This window comes from Estrella lausannensis, from assembly GCF_900000175.1.
Lineage (GTDB): Bacteria > Chlamydiota > Chlamydiia > Chlamydiales > Criblamydiaceae > Estrella > Estrella lausannensis.
Window position 1 is genome coordinate 75291 of record NZ_CWGJ01000011.1, and the last position, 18085, is coordinate 93375.

12 protein-coding genes are annotated in these 18085 nt (G+C 48.0%); 5 read left to right on the forward strand and 7 right to left on the reverse strand.

Translation table 11 applies throughout. From position 1 onward, the window contains the following. Positions 1-89 precede the first annotated feature (89 nt). Together aceA and aceB are read right to left on the reverse strand one after the other, a co-directional pair. The gene (aceA, locus tag ELAC_RS03445) at positions 90-1367 is read right to left on the reverse strand and encodes an isocitrate lyase (RefSeq protein ID WP_098037886.1); all 1278 of its coding nucleotides are present in this window, start codon (positions 1365-1367) and stop codon (positions 90-92) included. Between the two features lie 7 nt (positions 1368-1374). After that, the gene (aceB, locus tag ELAC_RS03450) at positions 1375-2967 is read right to left on the reverse strand and encodes a malate synthase A (protein WP_098037887.1); all 1593 of its coding nucleotides are present in this window, start codon (positions 2965-2967) and stop codon (positions 1375-1377) included. A 421-nt stretch (positions 2968-3388) separates the two neighbouring features. Here aceB and ELAC_RS03455 point away from each other — a divergent pair, with 421 nt between their 5' ends. Continuing rightward, positions 3389-4765, forward strand: coding sequence for an alanine/glycine:cation symporter family protein (locus ELAC_RS03455; protein ID WP_098038186.1), 1377 nt, complete (start codon positions 3389-3391; stop codon positions 4763-4765). Positions 4766-4779: 14 nt separating this feature from the next. After that, positions 4780-6171, forward strand: coding sequence for an alanine/glycine:cation symporter family protein (locus tag ELAC_RS03460; protein WP_098037888.1), 1392 nt, complete (start codon positions 4780-4782; stop codon positions 6169-6171). A gap of 104 nt (positions 6172-6275) precedes the next feature. Here ELAC_RS03460 and ELAC_RS03465 read toward each other — a convergent pair whose 3' ends face one another. The 4 genes from ELAC_RS03465 to ELAC_RS03480 all read right to left on the reverse strand — a co-directional run bounded on the left by ELAC_RS03465 (position 6276) and on the right by ELAC_RS03480 (position 12252). Beyond that, positions 6276-7352: a hypothetical protein gene (locus ELAC_RS03465; protein ID WP_143406427.1), complete on the reverse strand. Its 1077-nt coding sequence runs from the start codon at positions 7350-7352 to the stop codon at positions 6276-6278. Further along, on the reverse strand, positions 7267-9504 hold the full coding sequence (locus ELAC_RS03470) for a hypothetical protein (protein WP_098037890.1): 2238 nt from the start codon (positions 9502-9504) through the stop codon (positions 7267-7269). Before ELAC_RS03470 ends, ELAC_RS03465 begins: the two co-directional genes overlap by 86 nt. Before the next feature lie 332 nt (positions 9505-9836). Then, positions 9837-10880: a cytochrome d ubiquinol oxidase subunit II gene (gene cydB, locus ELAC_RS03475; protein WP_239414342.1), complete on the reverse strand. Its 1044-nt coding sequence runs from the start codon at positions 10878-10880 to the stop codon at positions 9837-9839. Beyond that, positions 10864-12252, reverse strand: a complete 1389-nt coding sequence (locus ELAC_RS03480) for a cytochrome ubiquinol oxidase subunit I (protein WP_098037891.1) — start codon at positions 12250-12252, stop codon at positions 10864-10866. Before ELAC_RS03480 ends, cydB begins: the two co-directional genes overlap by 17 nt. Positions 12253-13021: 769 nt before the next feature. Between ELAC_RS03480 and cdaA the strand changes: the two genes are divergently transcribed. Genes cdaA through ELAC_RS03495 form a run of 3 tightly spaced genes read left to right on the forward strand, consistent with a single transcriptional unit; the run spans position 13022 to position 15799 of the window. Next, positions 13022-13831 (forward strand): diadenylate cyclase CdaA, encoded by an 810-nt coding sequence (cdaA, locus tag ELAC_RS03485; RefSeq protein ID WP_098037892.1) that lies wholly within the window; start codon positions 13022-13024, stop codon positions 13829-13831. Further along, on the forward strand, positions 13828-15060 hold the full coding sequence (locus tag ELAC_RS03490; RefSeq protein ID WP_098037893.1) for a CdaR family protein: 1233 nt from the start codon (positions 13828-13830) through the stop codon (positions 15058-15060). The genes cdaA and ELAC_RS03490 overlap by 4 nt, the downstream gene beginning before the upstream one ends. 10 nt (positions 15061-15070) lie before the next feature. Continuing rightward, a complete protein-coding gene (locus ELAC_RS03495) occupies positions 15071-15799 on the forward strand; it encodes an RsmE family RNA methyltransferase (RefSeq protein ID WP_098037894.1) in 729 nt (242 codons plus the stop codon). A gap of 121 nt (positions 15800-15920) precedes the next feature. On the opposite strand, the gene ELAC_RS03500 is transcribed toward ELAC_RS03495, so the two are convergent. Beyond that, positions 15921-17390, reverse strand: coding sequence for a hypothetical protein (locus ELAC_RS03500; protein ID WP_098037895.1), 1470 nt, complete (start codon positions 17388-17390; stop codon positions 15921-15923). Between the last annotated feature and the right edge of the window lie 695 nt (positions 17391-18085).

Consider the following 18085-nt stretch of genomic DNA (forward strand, 5'->3'; position numbering starts at 1 on the left):
AAGCATGCGTGCCCGGCTTTTGAATTTTCCTCTGATAGCCACACACCACAAGGTCGTAAAACTGGGTGTGCGGCGAGCCGCCAGTAAGTTCAAGAGGTAAATTGCGCCGATTCGGTGGACCCCTCCATCGATTTGGTGCTGATTTGACCTTCCGAGAGAACTGTCATGATCTCATCGAAGTAGGAGGCCCCGACAAACTGCTGGTGCTTGATCGCTTTGAAACCGCGCTCTCGCTCCAGTTGAAATTCCGACTCCTGGAACCTTCCATAGGCAGACATTCCTTCTGATGCATACTGAGAGGCTAAGTCGAACATGCTGGCGTTAAGGGTGTGGAATCCGGCCAGAGTGATGAACTGGAATTTATATCCCATTTTGCCAAGCTCTTCCTGGAAAGAACGCATCTTGTTCTCATCCATGTGCTTTTTCCAGTTGAAGGAGGGGGAGCAGTTGTAGGCCAGCCATTTTCCGGGGAAAGCCTGATGCACTCCCTCGGCAAAAGCACGCGCTTCTTCAAGGCTCGGGGTTTGTGTTTCGCACCAGATTAAGTCGGCATAAGGCGCAAATGCCTTGGCCCGCTCAATGGCGAACGGGATGCCTCCCCTTATTTCAAAGTAGCCTTCCGGCGATCGGTTGCCGGTGATGTACCCTTTGTCCACAGGGTCGCTGTCGGAGCGAATGAGCTTGGCGCCTTCGGCATCTGTTCTGGCGATGATCAACGTGGGAACATCCAGGATGTCAGCAGCAAAACGAGCTGCTATTAGCTTGTGGATGAATATGGAAGCTGGCTCAAGTACTTTGCCTCCCATATGTCCGCATTTTTTTAACGACGAGAGCTGATCTTCGAGATGAACGGCGGAAACCCCTTCCTCAATCATCGCCTTGATCAGCTCGAATGTATTTAAAGGCCCCCCAAAGCCTGCCTCGGCATCGGCTACGATCGGAGCGAACCAGTCGATCGCGCTCTGTCCCTGCATGCAGTCGATCTGGTCTTGGCGCATCAGGGCTTTATTGATCCGGCGGATGAGGTGTGGTACGCTCGTCACCGGGTAAAGGGAGAGGTCGGGATAGGTCTCGAGAGAGTCATTCATATCCGCTGCCACCTGCCAGCCCGAGACGTAGATAGCTTTCAGCCCTGCTTGCACCTGCTGAACTGCCTGGCAGCCGGTTTCTGCTCCGAGGGCGCGGATAAAGGGTTCTTTAGACAGGTAATCCCATAGCTTTGCAGCCCCTATCCGGGCGAGTGTGTGGTCGAGCTGGATGGTGCCTTGCAGTTTGACAACCTCTTCGGCGGAATAGGTCCTGACCACTCCGCGCCATCGCGGATTTTCATCCCAATTTTTCTTTAATTGCCGCGCTTTTTCATTCATGGTCCACCTAAAAGATATCTTTTAAACAATGTGATGATAAAAATTCGATAAACTGTTCAGACGAGACGCATTCAATCAACCGCTGCTTTGCCTTTGAGAGCTTTTTTCTGTGAGGATAGGGCTCGTCGGGGTTGGCAAGTAGCTCGCGTTCAGCTTCCTCAATCGTCTGTTTTACCAGATCCAGCGAGACAACCCCACCCTCTTCCAGCTCAGCTTTGCGGTGGATCCACTGCCAAAGCTGTGCCCTTGAAATTTCACAAGTCGCCAGATCCTCCATCAGGTTATCGATGGCAAGAGCTCCTTGGCCTGAGAGCCAGGCTGCAAGGTAGATGAGGCTGATGCGTGCGTTTTGTCTGACCCCCGCCAGGGTCACTTTGCCGCCTGGAACTGTAAATTGGGTCAATTTTGCTGTATCGCCGAGAGCATCGTTTCGCAGCATATCCTTTTGGTTGTCTCGGCCTAACTTGGTTTCAAACACTTCCGTCGCGAGCGGTACGAGATCGGGATGGGCAACCCACGTTCCGTCAAACCCTTGGGAAACCTCGAGTTCTTTGTCCTCTCTGACTTTTGCAAAGGCTATCCGGTTGACCTCTTCATCTCCGCGCTTTGGAACGAAAGCGCTCATCCCACCCATCGCATGCGCCCCGCGTTTGTGGCATGTGTGCACCAAGAGGTCGGCGTACGCTTTCATGAAGGGAACACGCATGGTGATCGATCCCCGATCGGGAAAAACCAGTTCAGCGTTTGCTTGTTCTTTTTTTATGATCGAGAAGATGTAATCCCAGCGTCCCGCGTTAAGCCCGGTGATGCTCTCTTTGAGTTCGAAGAGGATCTCCTCCATCTCGAAGGCGGCGCCAATCGTTTCGATCAAGACGGTGCAGCGGATTGTCCCCTTGGGAAGAGAGAGCTTCTCTTCAGCGAAAGTAAACACCTCTTGCCAGAGCCTGGCTTCCAAGTGGCTCTCCATTTTCGGGAGGTAGAAATAGGGGGCCGATCCCTTTTTAATGAGTTCATGGGCGTTGTGGTACAAGTAGACCCCAAAGTCGAACAGCGAAGCCGATACCGGAGCGTCATCGACGAAAAAGTGGGTCTCCGGAAGATGCCAGCCCCGGGGTCTTACGAAGAGAGTCGCTGTCGTGGCGTTTAAACGGTAGGTTTTTTTGGGAGTCTTATGCTCAAGCGCTCGTCGGATCGCTTTTTTAAGATTGAAGTGGCCGCTCATGATGTTGCCGAAAGTCGGGCTGTTCGAATCTTCGAAGTCCGCCATGTAGATGTCGGCTTTGGAATTTAAAGCGTTGATGAGCATCTTGGCGTCGGTTGGCCCGGTGATCTCTACCCAGCGTTTGTTCAGGTCGGCAGGGCAGGGGGCAACGCTCCAGGAAGGATCGTTGCGGATGGAGGCTGGCTCGGGGGGAAAGTCGAACCGGCCGCCTTGGTCAATTTCATATTGCCGGACGATGCGCCTGGCAAGCAGCGCCTCTCTCTTATCCTCGAATTCGCGATGGAGGGCGCTTAAGAAATCGATCGCTCCGGCGTTGAGAAGATCGGTGAACAGAGGGTGTGGGGGATGCGGCTTTAGCTTAATTTCTTCATCTTCCATCACTCACCCCTTATTAACTCTGGTTTACCGGCAAATTTTAGAGACTGTTAAACGGATGCGAATCCGTCAGTAGTCTCTTAAGTTCACCGCGGTATATATGCCGGATGTGTCTCAAAAAATTGTCACAGATGCTGTGCGAAATTCTCAGGATTGAAAGATTTTAAGTTGCCAGATGATTCTAATATACGGTGACTTGCGATCTTTCAATCGTGCTGAGCTCTCTCTTTGCCAAGCCCAAATTTTGAGGCACTTTCGGTCTGTCGCTGTACTAGTGGGATAACACCTTTAACAATCCGGAGACAAGTAAAATTTTTCCTTTAGATCTTTCCGGGGCAACTTTGCGTCCTGAGTTTTTTTTGCATTTTTAGCCGGGGAGGTTTAAAATACTTTTGTTTTAATGGTTTTTTACACGAGACAAGATATGGATCAATTCGAAGCGATGCTGAACGCTTTTAAAGACTGGCTATGGGGACCTCCTCTCCTGATTTTACTGTTTGGGGTGGGTTTTTATCTGACATTTGTTCTTAAAGGTTTGCAGTTCAGGTATTTCTTTTTTGGCATCAAAGAGTTGATCTCCCGTCCCAAAGGAAAGGCGGAAGGGGATATATCGCAGTTTGAGGCTTTGATGACCTCACTTGCCGGAGCTATCGGCACAGGCTCTATCGTTGGTGTCGCGACGGCTGTTGCGATCGGCGGCTTGGGCTCGCTATTTTGGATGTGGGTGACAGCGATCATTTGCATGGCCACTAAATACGCCGAGTCCTTATTGGCCGTCAAATTTCGAAAGGTAGACAACCGCGGCGAAATGATCGGCGGGCCGATGGAGTATATTGAACGGGGCCTTGGTTGGAAATGGATGGCTTTTGTTTTCGCAGCGCTAGGCGTGGTCGCAGCCCTGGGGACAGGTAACTTAGTCCAGGTGAACTCCATTGTGGAGTCCGTCAATATTATATTCAAAATCGATCCTTGGGTTGTAGGTATATTGGTTGCTTGCTTGACGGGAATGGTTATCTTAGGCGGCGTCAAGAGCATCGGCCATGTTTCGGCTTTTTTAGTTCCCTTGATGGCTCTTTTCTATTTTGTCGGCGGATTGGTCGTTATTCTGATGCATATCCAACTGATTCCTTCCATATTTTGGCAAATATTCGTCTCGGCCTTTGAAGGACAGGCCGCCTTTGGCGGTTTTGCCGGCGCTTCGGCGATGATGGCGATCCAGATGGGGGTTTCGAGAAGTATTTTTTCCAATGAGGCGGGGCTTGGCATCTCATCGATCGCCGCCGCGGCAGCGCAAACGGATCATCCGGGCCGCCAGGCGATGATCACGATGACAGGCGCTTCCGTATCCACGCTGATTGTGTGCACTATCACCGGCCTCGTCATTGCGATTTCAGGCGTTCTTGGCATGCAGGACGGAAACGGTAAAATGCTGAACGGCGCTGCCCTTGCCTTGACGGCTTTCTCCACTAAAATCGTGTGGGGAGACTATATCGTGGCGATTGGACTTTTCCTCTTTGCTTTCTCCACCGTTATTGCCTGGGCCTACTATGGAGAGAAATGCTTTGAGTATCTTTTTGGCGAGAAGGCGGTGATTCCCTTCCGCATCCTCTTCACGCTGGCTGTAATTCCGGGATCGGTTTTGAAAATGGAAACCGTTTGGGCGATTGCCGATGTGGCCAACGGGCTGATGGTAATCCCTAACCTGATAGCTGTTGTCTTACTCTCTTCTGTAGTTTCCAAGGAGACAGATGGGTTTCTACAGATCATCAAAAAAGAATCAGAACGTGAAACCCATCGTTAAGGAGTTAAATTAAGATGCTTGCCGATCTGTACAACACAACGCTTCTTTGTCTGGATAAATTCTATACTCTGCTGTGGGGAGCGCCGCTGCTCATCCTGATTATGGGCGTCGGTCTTTATCTGACCGTTGTTTTAAGAGGTATTCAGTTCCGCTATCTAGCGTACGCCCTCAAATTGGTTTTTACCAAGCAGCAACACAAAGGCGAGAAGGGCGATATTTCCCATTTTGAGTCCCTGATGACGGCTCTTGCCGCCACGATCGGCATCGGCAACATAGCAGGCATTTCCACGGCTATCGTAGCTGGGGGGATGGGAGCGCTCTTCTGGATGTGGGTCACCGCTATCATCGGAATGGCCACTCGCTTTGCCGAGTCGATTCTCGCAGTCAAATACCGCACCACCGATACCAAAGGGGAGATGTGCGGAGGCCCTATGTACTTTATCCAGTATGGACTGGGATGGCGCTGGCTTTCGACCGCCTTTGCTTTTTGCGGTGCGATTGCGGCGTTCGGCGGCGGCAACATGCTGCAGGCAAACTCTGTAGCCGATGTTCTAAAAGAGACATTTTCCATCGATCCTTTGATTTCCGGTGTTGTCATCGCCGTTTTGACGGGGATGACAATCCTGGGAGGAATCCGCAGCATCGGCAAGGTCGCCTCCTTCCTTGTCCCCATGATGGTTCTTATCTACATCAGCGGCGCCGGATTGATCCTGTTACTCAATTTCACAAAAATTCCAGGGGTATTTCTGACTATCTTTGAAAGCGCGTTCACAGGACAGGCGGCCGTGGGTGGCTTTCTCGGATCGACTATTGTGATGGCAATTCAGATGGGCGTCAGCCGCGGTCTGATGACTTCCGAAGCCGGGCTTGGCACTGCCTCGATCGCAGCGGCAGCCGCGCAGACGGATGTGCCAGGGAGACAGGCGCTGGTGTCGATGACGGGTTGCTTTTTAGCGACGATCGTCATGTGCACCCTGACCGGTCTGGTGCTGGGGGTTACCGATATCCTCGGGAAGACAGGCACCGACGGGAAGTTGCTTACCGGCGCAGCCATGACGATGGCGGCGTTTAAATCGGTAATTCCCTGGGGCGGATACATCGTTACAACAGGGCTGATCCTGTTTGCTTTCACCACGCTTGTCGGCTATGCCTACTACGGAGAGAAGTGCTGCGAGTATCTTTTTGGTGAAAAATTGGTTCCCTATTACCGCATACTCTTTACCCTGATCGTCATCCCAGGGGCCGTCTTAGAGCTGGAGATTGTCTGGAAGGTATCGGACATCTTCAATGGCATGATGGCGATCCCTAACCTCATCGGCATTATGGCGCTTTCAAAAATCGTGATTGAGGAAAAGCGAGCGTTCACCAAATTGCTAAGGCAAGAGGCAATTGAAGAGTCGGCCTAGGTAATATGCCTCAAATTAAAACGAGGCGACACGATTAGAGTTTGTGGACAGTCTCTGAGTGCTTCAAGGCAAGCAGCGAAGCTGCTTGCCTTTAGTGGTTTTCTCTAGGGAGCGGTGTGTTGCGGTGCAAGATTGTACGATTCTTTCAACTCTGCTACGAGAGTGTTGATGTCGGTGGATTCGTTGATTTGACTGATGTGGAAGTGCTTGTCAAACGAGCTATGCAAGTCGTCGAGGCATTTGACTACCCAATCGCGCTCGTTATCTGCCTCAAAGGGTATGCCCGGATTGGCCACTTGCTTTAGCATCTCAACAAACGAATCGTCCCACTCGACTCGGCTATTGCGATCAATGCGTGCATCGATGATCTCGTGAAACTTCGCTGCCTGATCCGGCATTATGCCGAGCTCATGGGTGATTAAAAAGAGGTAGTACAAGAGGTTCTCTTGCCCGGTCAATTGCGGGTTCTCAAGAATTTGGCTATAGCAGTACTTGAGGTAGTCGTGCCATGGCTTGTTGCGGGTAATCGGGATCGTCCGTCTCGAATGTTCGATATCATGCTCTAGAACATCTAAATGTCCCTTTCTTTTATTGTCGTGTACGGAAAGTTCGTGGCCTGTAAATTGCCTTATTGAACAGCTATAGGGAATCAGGTCATTGAAAAAGAGCGAGAGGAAAGTGTTGGCTCCAAAGAGACCTGTTCTACTCAGGATTGGCACGAACATCTTCGATTCTTCAACCGTCACTTTAGCATGCCCGGAGGACATAAGGGAGCTCACTAAAAAACCTCGGCGTTCCGCGGTTTGGTGGAATGAGGAGATGGACTCAGCTGTAGTTCCGTTTTTAATAATGCGCAGCATCATCAATAAGTCACTTGGGGCTTTGCAGGCGCTGTCTTCTGAAAAGTAGACTAGTGCGTGCAGAAGCAAATTCAATTTCAGCAAGTCGACAGTCCCTCTCTTCAGCAGATCCTCCAGAAGGGCGTCTAAGTTGGTGCGGGCAGTCTCGACCTCACTCTCTGAATAAAGAGTTGTTCCATATGTTTTCTTGTTGTTATCTTCCCACCAATCTTGCCCTAGTACTCTGTTCATCAGTTCATATTTTGCGAGGTAGAGCAGCAGCAGCTTTTCTGTAGCACTGTATTCGATTTTTACTATCAATACGCGCATCGATGATTTCATGAAACTTCGCCGCCCGATCCGGCATCATACCGAGCTCATGGGTGATTAAAAAGAGGTAGTACAAGAGGTTCTCTTGCCCGGTCAATTGCGGGTTCTCAAGAATTTGGCTATAGCAGTACTTGAGGTAGTCGTGCCATGGCTTGTTGCGGGTAATCGGGATCGTCCGTCTCGAATGTTCGATATCATGCTCTAGAACATCTAAATGTCCCTTTCTTTGCTTGTCGTGTACGGAAATTTTGTGGCCTGTAAATTGCCTTATTGAACAGCTATAGGGAATCAGGTCATTGAAAAAGAGCGAGAGGAAAGTGTTGGCTCCAAAGAGACCTGTTCTACTCAGGATTGGCACGAACATCTTCGATTCTTCTGGCGTCACTTTAGCCTGTCCGTAGAACATAATGGAGCTCACTAAAAACCCATGTCGTTCTGCGGTTTGGTGGAATAAGGGGATGCACTCAGCTGTTGTTTTTTCTGTAATAGTGCGCAGCATCTGCCATAAGTCTTTTGGGGGGTTGCTGGCGGCGTCTTCTGAAAAAAAGACTAACGCGTGCAGAAGTAAATTCAATTTCTGTAAGTCGACAGTCTCACTCTTCAACAGATCTTCAAGAAGGGCGTCTAAGTTGGTGCGGGCAGTCTCAAAAAAGAGGTAGAACAAGAGGTTCTCCTGGCCGGCCAATTGCGGGTTCTCAAGAATTTGGCTATAGCAGTACTTGAGGTAGTCGTGCCATGGCTTGTTGCGGGTAATCGGGATCGTCCGTCTCGAATGTTCGATATCATGCTCTAGAACATCTAAATGTCCCTGTATTTGATTGTCGTGTACGGAAAGTTCGTGGCCTGTAAATTGCCTTATTGAACAGCTATAGGGAATCAGGTCATTGAAAAAGAGTGAGAGGAAAGTATTGGCTCCAAAGAGGCCTGTTCTACTTAGTATTGGCACGAACATCTTCGACTCTTCAGCCGATACTTTAGCCTCGTAGGAGTACATGTGATAGCTCACTAACAACCCGTGTCGTTCAGCGGTTTGGTGGAATAAAGGGATGCACTTAGCTTTAGTTCCACCTGCAATACTGTTCAGCATCTCCAAGAATTCAAACGGGGAGCCGCAGGCGCCGTCTTCTGAAAAATAGACTAGCGCATGCAGAAGCAAATTCAATTTCTGCAAGTCGACAGTCTCACTCATCAGCAGATCCTCAAGAAGGGCCTCTAAGTTGGTGCGGGTAGTTTCGATGTAAGTCCTCACAGAAAGATTTGTTACGTATCCCTCATTGTCGTCATCTTGCCACACCTGTTGCTCCAGCACTTGGCTCATCAGTTCATATTTTGCGAGATAGAGCAGCAGCAGCTTTTCTGTAGCACTGTATCCTTCAAGCTCTGAAAACTTCTTGTATTTGTGCTGGGCAATAAGGTGAAGGATTTCACTGCCATCGCTGAGAGATTTCCTGAGAGCCTGGGCGTCTACCGACAGCAGGGGGTAGGAGGGGTTCTCAAGTTTGGCGCCGATATGCAGCTTGGCGATACAGGTGTCATGGCCGTAGCCGTAGGGCGGCTTAGCCACAACTTCGGCCACTTTTGCCACTGTCTTGGCAGGAAGGAGCTGGGGAGGCATCTCTACGATTAAGCCGGGAGGAGTTTGTTTGTAAAAGGCATCCAGGGAAGTGCTGCGTTCCTGGCACAAGAGCAAGCAAAGCTCGGTAGGTTCATCGTTGTAATTCCAAAGCGCACTTTTGGGAGTCAAGCCAATGTCGTGGAATATGGTAAGGAGGGTGTAATTATCGATGTGCTCGCTAGCGTTGATCATGGTGCGAAGAAGCGCCATGTTTTCGTGAAATTTGTTGTCGTCAGAGTTACTTTTCCAGAGCGTGGCCAGCTGCGAGGCGCTCTTTGTATTCACGTGGAAGATGGCGTTGCAGTTGAGCTGGAGGTACGCAAGACTTTCGTTCGATAGCGCGAACTGACGGACAGTGGCTGTATCTAGGCTTGTCTTTGAAATGTCATCGTTAGCGGTGTTTTGGTCAAGTAGCTCGAGGGCTATCGCGGCTAGTAACCGGCGTTGGTCTTCACTCTCATTGAACTTTCTGACTGACGGCGACTCGATATATTTTTGGAGCAGGGTATCTGTTCTGCTAGTCAGGTTTATTGAGTTGTTATTTATCATCTATAACATCCTTATTAAAAACTCCGGTAGATAGTATAAAATATTTTAATATATTAATAAACGATTATTATATTGAATTAGTTTTTTTGGGGGGTCTGCGACAAGAGGGGATAGAAGAGTTTGAGTCGTATTACATTGAATTGGTTTTGTCGGAAGTTTTACCGCGGGTAGGGAGAAAGAAGGGGAATTCAAAATCGAGCGAAAAGGATCTGGCTGGCAGGAAAGTCAAGGAGTGAGTCGCAAGCGGCTACCGCTCAAGTTTTATCTAAAGACTGTCCATGAGAGAACAGTCTTTAGATACAAGCGGCATGAAACGCTGCAAGTGAAAGGAGTTAGTAACTCATGGAATCGAGTTTGACTTTACCTCTGAAGATCCAATAGATCGCCACCGTATAGGAAATGACCAGAGGGACTCCGATCAAGGCGATGATATGCAAGATCTCCAGGGTCTTTTGCGAGGAGGCTGAATTGTAGATCGTCAAGCTTAAATTCAGGGGGTCGTTGGATGCCATGAGCACGTCAGGGTAGCTGCCGATTCCGTAGAGGGCCAGCAGGCAGACGATGTTAACGGATGAGGACAGAAACGCTCTGCCGTCCCTTCCCTTGCTGATCTCTCGCGGGATATTGGCGATAGCAAACATGTTCACAAGCGCGACACCGAAAAACACGGGTCGGTCTCTGATCGTCTCTCCCATGTAGGGGAAGTAAATCAGCGTTGTGACCGTTGTGATCGCATAGAGCATGATGAAGAGGATGATGGTGGGGTTGACCGCTTTTCTGATTTTGTCATGGAATGCCCCTTCTGTCTTCATGAGGGCAAAGATTGTTCCGTGCATCAAGAAAAGGCTGGCTGTGAGAAAGCCTGTCAAAAATGTGTAGGGGCGGAGAAGATCTGCCAGAGTACCCATATATTCTCCTTCCTTGTCCAGGGGAATGCCGGTGACCAAGTTGCCCATGACAATTCCGAGACCTATCGCGATGATAAAGCTCGCTCCAGAAAAGAGCACATCCCACATCGTGCGCCACCAGCGCATCGGCTGCTTGCTCCTGAATTCTATCGCAACGGCTCGGAAAATCAATCCGGAAAGCAGGAGCATGATTGGGATGTAGAAGGCTGTACAGAAAGTGGCATACACATCAGGGAAGCCGGCAAAGAGCGCTCCTCCTGCAGTGACAAGCCATACCTCGTTGCCGTCCCAAACCGGTCCGATGGAGTTTAACAGCAGGCGCCTCTCCGAGTCGTTGCCTGCGTAAAGGTGCAGCATACCCACACCCAGATCGAAACCGTCCAAAATTGCGTAACCGGCAAGCAGGATGACAAAAGCGGAAAACCAGGTGAATTCCAAATTGCTCATGATGCTATTGATGATTTCCACCGCCAACCTCCTTTACATAGTCTTTCAGGTGATGGTAGGGCGTGCTCTCATCTTTGTCTGCAGGCCCTGCCTTGATTTTGTCGTGCAAGAGATAAATAAAGAGGATAAAGAGGATGGTATAGATCAGGCTGAACATGATCAAAGATCCCAGGATCATCTCGGCGGTAACAGTCTTGGAAAGGGCATCTGAGATGCGAAGAAGATCCTGTACTATCCAAGGATACCTTCCCATCTCGGCGGCAACCCAGCCTGCCTGGTTCGCGATCTGGGGGAAGAGTACGGAAAGGACCATGATGCGTAGCGCAAAAGGACTTTCCTCCAGTTTGTCTTTTCTAAGAAGGTAAAAGGCCCAGCAAGAGACCACCACCATGAATACCCACATCAGAAGCATTATTCTGTAGATCGGGAAGACAGCCTTGACATTCGGCCAGTCCTTTTTGGGAAACTGATCCAGTCCTTTGACCTCCGCATCAGGGTCACTGTGGACGAGTACGCTTAGCATGTTCGGGATGGATATTTCATAGTGAATTTTCTCTTCCTTTACATCGGGCAGCCCAAACAGAACAAGAGGCGCGCCTTTTTTTGTCTCGAAAAGCGCTTCAAAAGCGGCGAGTTTGGATGGCTGATGCTTCGCGATCACTTCTCCGCTCTCATGTCCTGTGACAAGCTGCAGGAAGGAGGCAACGAAAGAGATGATGATGGCGATGGTGATTGATTTTTTTGCAAACTGGGTGTGTTTTTTCTTGAGCAGGTAGTAGGCTGAAATGCTGATCACCAAAAAGGCGGCAGCCAGCCAGCAGCCGATGACGACATGAGAGAGGCGGACGACAGAGGAGGGGTTGAAGACCATTTCCCAGAAGGAGGTGATTTCTGCCCTTGCACCCATTCCTTCGCCGACAATGTGATAACCGCGCGGTGTTTGCATCCAGGAGTTGGCGACAACGATCCAAATCGCGCTGAAGTGAGCGCCCAGGCACACCATGCATGTCGAGAAAAAATGAAGCTTTTTTCCTATCCGATCCCAGCCAAAGAGAAGCAGGGCCAAGAAACCAGACTCCAAAAAGAAGGCGAAAACCCCTTCGGCAGCGAGAGCTGACCCAAAGATGTCTCCGACGTAGCGTGAATACGTCGCCCAGTTAGTGCCAAACTCAAACTCCATCACGATTCCCGTGGCCACTCCGATAGCGAAGGTGAGAGCGAATACCTTGGTCCAGAATTTGGCGATGGCGTGATAGTCTTCACTTCCCGTTTTGAGGTAAAGCCCTTCGGCGATGACCAAAAATATACCCAGTCCAATGCTGAGAGGCGGGTAAATGTAGTGAAACATGATGGTGACGGCAAACTGCAGTCTCGCTAAGATTTCGACATCCATGGAAAAACCCCTGATCGTGGGTTTACAACAAGCATTTATGTATTCCGAAAATGTCTCAGAATCTTCGATTTTGAGACGTTTACGGTAGAGTTGCTCCCTGAAATACTCCCGTTCTTGTTTTCTAAGAGGGGATAGTCAAATTTTCAAGGCCAGCTCAATCAGACTAAAATAAAGACGGTTTTATGTGTAAATAAATGATTGGAAATTAAGAGTGATCCTCATTGGACTCGTGCTTAGGCTCGGGTTTTGTGAACAGTCTCTAAGATCTCTTCAGTGAATCTCTTGCGAAGTTTCTTAAGGATTGGCGATTTGGTAATGAGACTGATACTATGATCGTTACGATTTCCCAATACCAAGCCTTACGTCCAGCTTGCAGAGCCCTCTACAAAGTGAAGGTTTCAAAGTAATTTTCGTTCCGTTGAAAAGCGTTGCTCATAATTTGAAAATCCCACAATATTTACCACGTAAAAAAGGGTGACAAAACCGCAGTTCTGCCAAATTATGGTCGTTGCTCTCTTTATCCATGGCTGAAAGGCACTTAAGGCCTGGGTTTCAATGCAGCATAGTGGTCGTCAAGCCCGGGTGGAGGTTTAGGGGCATCCTGCTGGCGTTTAGAGATTGTCCACAAGCTCAAATCATGCGATTTGAGCTTGTGGACAGTCTCTTATATCCAAATTGACTCAAAATTTGGAATTTTGAGTCGCTTTAGGTATAAAAAAGCAACGTGCGGACATTCTCTTACCGCACAATAGAGAGCTGATAAAGATACATGCTAGAAATATTCCATCTCATTATTCCAACGATAGAAATATCCATCATAGCGGTGATGATTTACTATTTTCTGTCGTTTTTCTGGAATACCAGAGCGATGGATCTTGTCTTTGGCTTGCTAGCCTTCTTGGCGCTGTTCGCTTTTTCCAACTGGCTGCACCTGCCGGTCATCCAAAAACTCATGCTCTACTTCGTCAATGTTGCCGTTATCGCTCTTCTGATTCTTTTTCAGCCGGAACTAAGGCTTGCTCTTTCTAAGCTCAGCGTCAAAGGGAAAAAATATCAGGAAGTATCCGAGTTTGACAAATTCCTGGAAGGGTTGTCCCACGTTGTTTACCGACTTTCTGAGAAACGCTATGGGGCGCTTGTGGTTTTGGAAAATCAGGATACTTTGGATGAGTATGCTAACAAAGCGGTTCTTTTGAACGCAAAATTTTCGCCTGAGCTGCTCGAGTCCGTATTCATCCCAAGCACACCCTTACACGATGGAGCCGTGATCATTCGGGGAACAGAAATTTTGTCAGCGGCAACTATCCTCCCTCTTGCCGATGACAGCTCCCAGCTTTCCAAATCGATGGGAACAAGGCACCGGGCGGGACTTGGCATCAGCCAATTGACGGACGCGCTGATTATTGTGGTTTCAGAGGAGTCGGGAAAAGTATCAATCGCACGGGATGGCATCATGACGAGGGGAGTGAAACCCGACCGCTTCAAAGGGATTATCCGCAGTATATTTACGCCTCCCACCCAATCTATGGATTCCGGTATCGATGCCATTGGCTGGCTTAAGAACTGGAGGAAATCATGACTTGGCTTTTACTCGGTAACTGGCAAAGAAAGCTGGTCTCCCTGATGACAGCTTTGATCATCTGGCTCTTTGTCAACCACTCGATCACTGAGACGAAAACAATACCCAACATTCCGATACGCATCGTCAATCCACCCTCCGACAAGACGATCATTGGTCTTTTGCCTAACGGCACTTTGAAAAAGCGGATGACGTTGGTTCTGTCGGGGTCTAAAGACATCATCCAGAATCTGGAGCCAGGCGATCTGGAAGTGGTCATCGACGCTTCGATGATCGATCACGATGATTGGATTGTCAAGATCAGCAAGAAGAACCTGCGCTCTCTCATATCGACGATCGACCTGCCCAGCCACATTACCAATGTGAGCCACAATGAATTTGTCATCAAGCAGACACCTGTAGTCACCATGCAGGTACCGGTTACATTCGTCGAACCGACAGGAGAGGCTCCGGAAGGGTATGAATTTTTGGGTGTTTGGCCTCAGACGCTCAATCAGAGTATATCGGGGCCCGCCGAAGAGATCCAAAGGCTGAAAAACAAAGGGATGAAGGTTACCTTCGACCTTGGGAAAATCCAGAAGGAGATGCTGGATCAGCTTTACGCTGCGCAAAAGTCGACTGGAAGAGATGAGATCTTTTTTCAGATTCCGGCAGAGTGGAAGAAAGTGCAGGTCAATTTCCGCAATAACGCTCTTGAAGACTTTAATGATCCGGACGCAGACCACTTAAGGATCGAGTTTTTGAAAAAAGAGTTTTTGCCCATCGACAGAAACATCTCGATCCGGGTTTTTTATCCTCTGGAATTTGTCAACTCCGTCAATCCCGAGAAGTTTCCTCTTGTAAAAGGAGGGAAAGTGGAGATGGAAAAGGGGCTATTCATTTTGAATTTTCCCTTATTCATGCGCAATATATCACGACACTTCTTGGATGTGATCCGAGGAAACCTGGAGATTGTCATTATCGCTCAGCCCAAAGTTGAAAATTCCGTTCTCGACTGGTCTATCGATGTCGTCAACATCAGCGATCTAGAAGACACCTATGTTGCCTACATGATCACCAACGAGTCGATGTTTGGATTCGGCGAAGCGCAAGGCTACTCCAAAAAACGGGAAGAGATGTTGCGCCAACGATTCAGAACCTATCTCGAGAGAGTCTCTCTCTGGGTTACTCCGAGGGAAAAACTCAGTCTTGACGCGATGATCGAAACCAATAAAATTCAAGTGAAGTAGTGCTTACGCTATGCCTGTGAACCGCTTTTATGTCGATAGGGATCTGCAAAAGGATGCCCAGGTTATCATCGAGGGAGATGAGTTTTATCATTTAAGAGACTCTACCCGTACAAAACCGGGAGAGGTCGTTGAACTCATCAATGGCAGGGGCTTTTTAGCTGAAGGAGTCGTTGCCGAGATTAAAAAAGCGCACGCCTCCATCGAGGTGAAGTCTAGCCTTTTTCAAGACAAGGAAGACGGGAAAATCATTCTCATCCAGGGTGTTCCCCGGATGAACCGACTTGACACAATCATCGAAAAAGCGACGGAGCTCGGCGTTACGGCCATCCACCTTTTCATGGGCGATCGTTCCGAACGAAAGGGACTGTCGGAGTCATCCCTTCAAAGAGTAGACAAGATAGCTATCGCCGCAACCAAGCAGTGCGGACGCCTATACCTTCCTGAAATTGCAACTTTTGACAATCTGGAACAGAGTGTGAGTCATGACGACACCACCCTCTTTTTCGGGGACGTAAACCCGGCGGCTCCTCTATTTGTAGAGGAGTGGAACCGCATCAGACCCGTGGGAGCAATCGCCTTCGTAATTGGTCCTGAGAGTGGTCTCAGTCCTGCCGAAGAAGAGTTTTTGAAGTCGAGAAGGGCCATAGGCGTTAAGCTGGCTGAGAACATCTTGAGGACAGATACGGCTCCCATACTAGCGATAGGTCTCGTTAAACACCTCTGTCTGATGCACAAATGATTTTTCAGCCCGAAAGCATCTCCAAGTGAAGACACTTTCGGCAATTCACCTAAAAAATTGTTCTTTCTCGCCCCTGCGAAAGCCTTTGCAAAGTTGGATTATAGCCGAAACGTTACACTACCTAGCCTTCACCCGTTTCGGGAGCGTGGAGTGCAATTGCTTTTAACGCGTTAAAGTCCATCACTTCGATATTTAAACCGGCTTCTTTGACCATTTCTTTAAGTCGATCAACATTTTCACTCTCAGTAAAAGCTACCGTAATTTTTTTGAGGTTAATAGAGCCTTTTACTGCATATTCATCCAAATTTTTATCAACCAAGGTTCCAGTTACATTGGATGCTGCTAATACAATAGGAAAGGAATCTGTAACGCTTTCTCGAATACTTTCGGTGGGGTTGATGAAAGGAGGAGTGTCGCATATGTCACGCACATCTTTAAGAAATTGCAACACTATTTCCTGGCCAGGTACACCTTCTTTTTCATCAATCAATGCGTCGAGATGCTCTTTAATTGCGCTGATATTTTCTGAATAATCTGGATCGATAACTTTCAACCTTTCTATATACAACCCCACCCGGAGCCAGTCGAATTTATTACCTTCTGCAGCGTCACCTTCAAACTTTGGGTCATATTTTAATGTGGATTCAGTATATCCAATAAATTTATTTATTTGAGCTGGGGATACTCCTTTCCATTCGTCAGTTGCAGTCGCCACGAAATCTGAGGCGTAGCTGATTGTGGTTTTTACACCGAGACGTGAAATTGAAGTCCCCGAAATCCTATCCTGATTTACCCCCGTTGCTGAAATTCCCATCCTTAATTCCCCCGACAAAGGATAGATATTATTTTTTAATAGCTCGCCTGTAGGATGCATGGTTTTATCGGTTGCCATCATGACAGCTAGCGCCGGCGACCGAGTTCCGTGCAACCAACTTATTGTTTTTTTCTTTAACGCCTCGCTACAGCGAATCTGTTCGGAACCATTGACTAATCTCTCAAGGAACACTTCTCTCTGCGCTAAGTTTTCATCTGATTTTGGCCCCAATAACGCAGTGATACTACCAAAAGGCTTCAGCAAGGCGGCTTGTTCTTCGAATTTGTTTTTAAACTCGCAGTCCACATTTTCCCATTCATTGCCCGCTTTTGAGAGCTCTAAATTTGCTTCTTTCAATAATTTTTGAATTTGCTTGGCCTGTTTTGCCGAAGGATTGGAGTCTATAATATTTTCATATGCCGTGGCTAAAGCTTGATATTCAGATTGAGCAACTTCTAGTTTAGAGGGAGTCTTGTCTCCAATTCGAAAAATGTCTTTCTCTAATCTTAAGATTTTCTTTACAGCTCTGTTTTCTCTATTTTGAAGTAGTTTTATTGTATCCTTCAGCTCGCGCTTTTGGGCTTTTATCATGGTTAAATCTTCGCCTGATATTTTTGAATCGGGATTTTTTAATGTCTTAGCCGCGATATCTATGCACCGCTTGTTGGAGGGGTGGCTACTATGTGTCTTTTTGTGTTGGCTTTCTTTGTCCTGTATCGGTCCCATGGTTTGAGGTGTAAACAAAGCGTGATTTACACCAATCTTTCGTTGAACCATATTAAAACTCCTGTTTTCATTAAAAAATAAAAAAACAAGTTTGTTTTTATTATAACACTTTTTTTAATTTATAAATAAAAAAGTTACGAAAGATTGTTGGAATTACAGTGTGTTGTTGTTTTCTCTGTTACTTAAGATTTTGTTTGATTAGATAACTACACGGCCAAGTGGTGTAGTTCTGATATGAAGACAGTAGAGATTGAAACCTGCATGTTTTCACAGCTCTTAGAGAACGTTTGAAAATTTAACTGATTCTCTATTAGCTTGATGCTCGTTCGTTTCTGACGAAAATACGGATAGAAAAACAGTGTCTTGGTGAGTTATGGAGTGCTCTCCATATAGACCAGACCACTTAACTTGCTCGTAAGGCATAGGAGTAAGTGGCTGAATTTAAACTTATGACCTCGCTAGAATGAAGAAGGCGATGGATTCTCGAGGAGAAGCGTCAAATCATCGGGGAAACCTAGCAATCCGGTAACTCTGTTTCCCATGTCGGTAGGAAATATAATATACTCCCATTCAGCTGTTTCAGCGGGTTAAGTGGATGGAAGGTGGAGCATTGAAAGGAGTGGAATAGCAGAAGCTTTCTTTATGACTTTTAAGAGGGATTGGCGTTGGCAATCTACGGGATGCCAAGGCAGTAATGGATCAGCTCCCAGGCTGGATCCATGATTACAATGAGAAAGCAACTCCTA

Coding starts and splice junctions, on each gene's coding strand:
- ELAC_RS03490 (WP_098037893.1), top strand. CDS start 13,828: ATGACTTGGCTTTTACTCGGTAACTGGCAAAGAAAGCTGGTCTCCCTG.
- ELAC_RS03500 (WP_098037895.1), bottom strand. CDS start 17,390: ATGGTTCAACGAAAGATTGGTGTAAATCACGCTTTGTTTACACCTCAA.
- ELAC_RS03470 (WP_098037890.1), bottom strand. CDS start 9,504: ATGATAAATAACAACTCAATAAACCTGACTAGCAGAACAGATACCCTG.
- ELAC_RS03495 (WP_098037894.1), top strand. CDS start 15,071: ATGCCTGTGAACCGCTTTTATGTCGATAGGGATCTGCAAAAGGATGCC.
- ELAC_RS03480 (WP_098037891.1), bottom strand. CDS start 12,252: ATGGATGTCGAAATCTTAGCGAGACTGCAGTTTGCCGTCACCATCATG.
- ELAC_RS03455 (WP_098038186.1), top strand. CDS start 3,389: ATGGATCAATTCGAAGCGATGCTGAACGCTTTTAAAGACTGGCTATGG.
- ELAC_RS03460 (WP_098037888.1), top strand. CDS start 4,780: ATGCTTGCCGATCTGTACAACACAACGCTTCTTTGTCTGGATAAATTC.
- aceB (WP_098037887.1), bottom strand. CDS start 2,967: ATGGAAGATGAAGAAATTAAGCTAAAGCCGCATCCCCCACACCCTCTG.
- cdaA (WP_098037892.1), top strand. CDS start 13,022: ATGCTAGAAATATTCCATCTCATTATTCCAACGATAGAAATATCCATC.
- ELAC_RS03465 (WP_143406427.1), bottom strand. CDS start 7,352: ATGAAATCATCGATGCGCGTATTGATAGTAAAAATCGAATACAGTGCT.
- aceA (WP_098037886.1), bottom strand. CDS start 1,367: ATGAATGAAAAAGCGCGGCAATTAAAGAAAAATTGGGATGAAAATCCG.